The sequence below is a fragment of the Bacillus sp. JJ1521 genome (genome assembly GCF_036965165.1).
Lineage (GTDB): Bacteria > Bacillota > Bacilli > Bacillales > Bacillaceae_L > Ferdinandcohnia.
On sequence record NZ_JBALOX010000086.1, the window covers coordinates 3,071 to 8,636 of the forward strand.

General features: G+C 36.7%; 5 protein-coding genes and 1 pseudogene. 5 read left to right on the forward strand and 1 reads right to left on the reverse strand.

Going from position 1 to position 5,566, the window contains the following annotated elements:
* From V7147_RS13065 to V7147_RS13075, 3 genes are all read left to right on the forward strand, one after another.
* A partial coding sequence (locus tag V7147_RS13065; RefSeq protein WP_335368300.1) for a transketolase-like TK C-terminal-containing protein occupies positions 1-452 on the forward strand: 452 nt, incomplete at its 5' end.
* A 142-nt stretch (positions 453-594) separates the two neighbouring features.
* Positions 595-1,035: a sporulation inhibitor of replication protein SirA gene (sirA, locus tag V7147_RS13070; RefSeq protein ID WP_335368301.1), complete on the forward strand. Its 441-nt coding sequence runs from the start codon at positions 595-597 to the stop codon at positions 1,033-1,035.
* Between the two features lie 90 nt (positions 1,036-1,125).
* Positions 1,126-1,350: a YneF family protein gene (locus V7147_RS13075; protein WP_057999906.1), complete on the forward strand. Its 225-nt coding sequence runs from the start codon at positions 1,126-1,128 to the stop codon at positions 1,348-1,350.
* Positions 1,351-1,435: 85 nt separating this feature from the next.
* Here the strand turns inward: V7147_RS13075 and V7147_RS13080 are convergent.
* Positions 1,436-1,825: pseudogene (locus V7147_RS13080) on the reverse strand (VOC family protein).
* A 166-nt stretch (positions 1,826-1,991) separates the two neighbouring features.
* On the opposite strand from V7147_RS13080, the gene V7147_RS13085 reads away from it, so the two are divergent.
* Entirely contained in the window at positions 1,992-3,746 is a 1,755-nt protein-coding gene (locus V7147_RS13085) for an ABC transporter ATP-binding protein (protein ID WP_335368302.1), read from the forward strand.
* Positions 3,743-5,527, forward strand: coding sequence for an ABC transporter ATP-binding protein (locus tag V7147_RS13090; RefSeq protein WP_335368303.1), 1,785 nt, complete (start codon positions 3,743-3,745; stop codon positions 5,525-5,527). The genes V7147_RS13085 and V7147_RS13090 overlap by 4 nt, the downstream gene beginning before the upstream one ends.
* Positions 5,528-5,566: the final 39 nt, after the last annotated feature.

The following is a 5,566-nucleotide window of genomic DNA, read 5'->3' on the forward strand; positions in this document are numbered from 1 at the left end:
TAACAAGACAGAACCTACCGACTTTAGAAGGAACGGATGAAAAAGCATATGAGGGTGTTCAAAAAGGTGCCTATGTTGTCTCACCTGGAAAATCAGGACATCCCGCGGCTCTACTTTTAGCAACAGGTTCTGAAGTAAGTCTCGCAGTGGAGGCACAAAAACAACTAGCAAACGAAAATATTGAGGTATCCGTAGTAAGCATGCCGTCATGGGATCGTTTTGAGGCTCAATCAAAAGAATATAAAGAATCCGTTATTCCTAAAAATGTAAAAAAGCGTTTAGCAATCGAAATGGCAACACCACTTGGATGGGAGAGATATACCGGGGATGAAGGGGATATTCTCGGTATCCACGAATTCGGAGCTTCCGCACCAGGTGAAATAGTCATGAAAGAATACGGGTTCTCTGTTGAAAATGTCGTGAATCGAGTGAAGCAATTACTCAATAATTAATGAAAGGGGGTCGAATCCGACCCCTTTTCATATAAACCAATAGTTTCGACAAAACTAGACGATTCTTACTCCAGTTTCAGACAAAAAACACAGACTCTTTCGAATATACTATCATTACAAGGTAGTATTAGGAGGAACGAGTATGAGAGAGTATTACATTTATTTAATAGAAGAAGAATTTGCCACTCATTACTTTGGGCGTGAATCACTAATCTATCATCTGTTTTTAGAGTATAACCAATCCAAACATGAACGGAAACAAGTTTTATTTAAACAAATTGAGTTTATAACGAGGTCGATCCCAACCCTACGCATCGGGCAAAAAATCGAATCAAGCCTAGCTCATTATTCCTACTATCAATGTGAAAGTCTTATTCACACTCTCGAATGGAATGAATTTAATAGCTATGCAATACTCACAATACATAATAGTTACATTCATCTACAGTCAACGGGAAGCTATGAGGCTGAAACAGCCTTTTTTGAAATCCTGCGTAAATATGATCGATGTTTTCTAGCGATGGATTTTTATGCAAATAAATATGGGTGGTTAAATCCGATTAAGGAAAGAAAGTTTGTATAAAGGCTAGGAAAACATAAAACAAATATTGTATAATTACTATTGGTTTAGTACACTGTAATGAGACAACATGAAGGAGGAAGTTTTTGTATGATGCAAATATGGTTAGCTATCGTCTTAATCGTGGTAGCTTTACTTGGTGGCGTTGCATTAGGATTTTTTATTGCACGTAAATACATGATGAACTATTTGAAGAAAAATCCACCAATCAATGAGCAAATGCTAAAAGTTATGATGATGCAAATGGGTCAAAAACCATCACAAAAGAAGATCAATCAAATGCTAAAAGCAATGAACGGTCAAATGGACAAGCAATAAAAGTTGGACAAGCTTAGTTTCAACTTCCATAAAAAGCCACTTTTTTAGTGAAATCTCACTAAAAGAGTGGCTTTTTTGTCTTTCACTATAAATCCCTTTGGTCGACATTTAATTCTACTAAATTTCCATCAGGGTCAGCACAGAAAATTTGTGCAAAGCCACTGACACTATCTGGTTTTTCCAGAACGGTTACATTATTTATGGAGAGCCAGTTTAATGTGTCATAATAGTTTTCAACTCTTAGTGCAAAATGGCCCTCGCGGCTGCTAATGCTTTTATCCTTTCGAATTGTTTGGGATTAAGGTAGAACAATTAGGTGCAGCTGTTGATTTCCAACTGAATACCAGGCACCAGGGAAGTTAAAATTTGGACGTTCAATTTCATGTAAACAGAGAATGTTGCTGTAAAAATCCTTCGCTTTTTCAAGATTTGTTACCGTTATGCTCACATGATGAAGCTCCTTGTAATTTATCATCATCATTCACCTCAATTTATTATTTACAAACAATTATAGTAGAAACTTTGAAAAAATATAATGATTTACACTTATTTCGAATGAAAAGCTTGGTTACATCTTCCTACAATTTTAAAAATTTGGTAAACTATTATAGCACTTATTTCGTCTTTCGGAGGATTATTGGATGAAAATCTTTAAGGATTTAATGTGGTTTTTTAAGCAGGAGAAAAAATCATATATAACTGGTATTTTATTATTGCTTGTCGTTGCTTTGCTAGAGCTTGTTCCACCCAAGGTCATTGGTATGACAGTTGATTTTATTGCACAAGGAACACTAACGAAAGAAATTTTATTTAAATGGCTGGCTCTATTATTTGCAACTGCATGTACCGTTTATATCGTTCGGTTCTTTTGGAGAATCATGATCTTTGGCTCATCCGTAAAATTAGCAAGATTACTAAGAAATCGTCTGTATGAGCATTTTACAAAAATGTCACAGAGCTTCTTCCAAAAAAGAAGAATAGGCGATTTGATGGCCCATTCAACAAATGATTTACAGGCGATTCAGCAAACGGCTGGCTCAGGTGTACTAACATTAGTCGATTCACTTGCTACAGGTGGATTCGTACTACTGACAATGGCGTTTACAATCAATTGGAAGCTCACATTAATCTGTTTGATTCCATTGCCTTTTATGGCACTTTCAACGAATTATTATGGAACACTATTACATAGACATTTTCACAAGGCGCAAGAAGCATTCTCAAGCCTTAATGATAAAGTGCAGGAGAGTGTAAGCGGAATTAAGGTTATTAAAACCTTTGGGCAAGAGGATGAGGATATAGAATCATTCCGAAAGCAGTCTGATGATGTTGTTCAAAAAAATCTTAAGGTTGCAAAGGTTGATGCCCTTTATGATCCAACGATTTCATTAATAGTGGGAATGTCCTTCTTTCTAGCTATTGTGTTTGGTTCTAGATATGTACTTGCAGGAGAAATGACGCTTGGGGAATTGGTTACTTTTACTACTTATTTAGGGTTGCTCATATGGCCATTACTTGCATTTGGCTGGCTGTTTAATATTGTGGAACGGGGGAGAGCATCCTATGATCGTGTCTCAAACCTCCTTGCTGAACCAATGGAAATCATAGATTGTGAGAATGCTAGCGAAACGACACCTACAGGTGATATTGAGTATTCCATTTCTCAATTTTCTTTTCCAGGGGAGTCAAAACAAACCCTCGATGGGATCAAGTTTAACTTACAAAGAGGTCAAACACTTGGAATTGTTGGGAAGACGGGTGCAGGTAAAACGACTTTGTTAAAATTATTAATTCGAGAAATTGAAGGTTATGAAGGCAAAATATTAATCGGTGAAAAAGAGATTAAAGCTTATACATTGGATGCCTTACGTAAGGGAATTGGCTATGTGCCGCAGGATCATTTTCTTTTTTCTGCGACAGTAGCGGATAATATTGCGTTTGCTAAGCACGATGCGTCAATGTCTGACATTATGGAGGCTGCAAAGCTTGCTAATATTCATGAGGATATTTTACAGTTCACAGATGGATATGAGACGGTCGTTGGTGAACGAGGAGTTTCATTATCGGGAGGCCAAAAGCAACGAATTTCCATTGCAAGGGCACTGTTGATGAACCCAGAAATTTTGATTCTTGATGACTCCTTATCAGCGGTAGATGCTAAGACGGAAGAGGAAATATTAAGAGCCTTAAGGGAAAATCGAGAAGGGAAAACCACGTTCATTACATCACATCGTTTGAGCGCAATTCAGCACGCAAATCAAATTCTCGTAATAGAAGATGGCAGGATTGCTCAGCATGGTACGCACGATGAGCTAATGGAAGAGGGAGGATGGTATCGAGATATGTATCATCGCCAACAGCTTGAATCACTTGTTGAGCATGGAGGTAAAGCATGAACAAAATGTCAAATAAAGAACAAAGGCGCACGTTAATAAGGCTCCTATCTTATACCAAATCACATACTAAGGAATTCGTGTTTGCATTTGCTTTGCTCTTAGTTGCAACTCTAGCGGACATCATTGGGCCGATATTAATTAAAATTTTCATCGATGACTATTTAACCCCACGTCATCTCCTGGTCCAACCATTAGTATATTTAGGGGCAATCTATCTTTTTATACATTTTACAAAGGTAATTCTTCAATATTTTCAACTTGTCAAATTTCAGGAAATCGCCTTGAAGATTATTCGTGAAATGAGGATAGAGGTATTCTCAAAAGTTCACAAGCTAGGATTGAAATATTTTGATAAAACGCCGGGCGGAAGTATTGTATCAAGGGTTACAAATGACACGGAGGCAATTAAGGATATGTTTGTCGAGGTTGTAGCCACGTTTGTACAAAATGGTGTATTTTTAATCGGTGTTTTTATTGCGATGTTTTATCTAAATGTTAAACTAGCTTTGTTTTGCTTAGTGTTAATACCGATTATATTTATTTTGATGCAAACATATCGTAAATTCAGTTCAAGGTACTACCATGATATGAGGGAACGACTAAGTCAGTTGAATGCAAAACTCAATGAATCGCTTCAAGGAATGGCAATCATCCAGGTGTTTCGTCAGGAAAAAAGATTGCGTCGTGAATTTGCTGAGATCAATGATGCTCATTATCAAGCGGGAATTAAAAATATAAAGCTTGATGGACTTTTATTACGGCCAGCAGTTGATTTTATTTATATTGTGACGATTATTTTAGTTTTAAGCTTTTTTGGAATTTCTGCACTTGAAAGCCCGATTGAAATCGGAGTCCTTTTTGCCTTTGTAAATTACCTTGAACGATTTTTCGAACCGGTTAATCATATGATGATGCGTTTATCGCTTTTACAGCAAGCTGTTGTCGCATCCAAGCGGGTATTTGAGCTTCTTGATCATGATGAACTAGCACCTCAAACGATTGGAAATGAGAAACCATCGATCGATAAAGGGGAAATTGAATTTAAAAATGTTAGCTTTTCCTATGATGGAAAGCGAGATGTTTTAAAAAATATCTCATTTACAGCAAAAAAAGGTGAGACTGTCGCACTTGTCGGACATACGGGGAGTGGAAAAAGTTCAATCATCAATTTATTAATGAGGTTTTATGAGATAGAGCGTGGAACTGTATTAATTGACGGACATTCGATTCAATCATATGAAAATAACGAATTACGTCAAAGGATAGGTCTCGTGCTTCAGGATCCATTTTTATTTGTCGGAACGATAAAGGAAAATCTTCGTTTAAACAATCCGGATATTACTGACCAGGAAATCTATGAGGCAGTAAAATTCGTTCAAGCAGATCATTTTATCGAAAAACTGGAAAATGGATATGATTATCAAGTTGTCGAGCGCGGTTCAACCTTCTCAAGTGGTCAAAGGCAGTTATTGGCTTTTGCACGTACCATTGTAACCAATCCGAAAATTTTGGTTCTTGATGAAGCTACGGCAAATATTGATACTGAAACTGAAGAAGAAATTCAAAAGGCTCTCGAAAAAATGAGGCAGGGAAGAACGACAATCGCGATTGCCCATCGCTTATCTACAATTCAAGACGCCAATTTAATTTTAGTATTACATCAAGGAGAAATTGTTGAAAGAGGAACACATCAGGAATTATTAGCACATAAAGGATTATATTACAAAATGTTTTTACTACAGAATGGTAGTTTAGATAATGTAGAAAAAGCAGTTTTGTAAACATGTAAAAAAGCCTCTCATGGGTGGTTACCCCTAAAA

Coding starts and splice junctions, on each gene's coding strand:
- sirA (WP_335368301.1), top strand. CDS start 595: ATGAGAGAGTATTACATTTATTTAATAGAAGAAGAATTTGCCACTCAT.
- V7147_RS13085 (WP_335368302.1), top strand. CDS start 1,992: ATGAAAATCTTTAAGGATTTAATGTGGTTTTTTAAGCAGGAGAAAAAA.
- V7147_RS13075 (WP_057999906.1), top strand. CDS start 1,126: ATGCAAATATGGTTAGCTATCGTCTTAATCGTGGTAGCTTTACTTGGT.
- V7147_RS13090 (WP_335368303.1), top strand. CDS start 3,743: ATGAACAAAATGTCAAATAAAGAACAAAGGCGCACGTTAATAAGGCTC.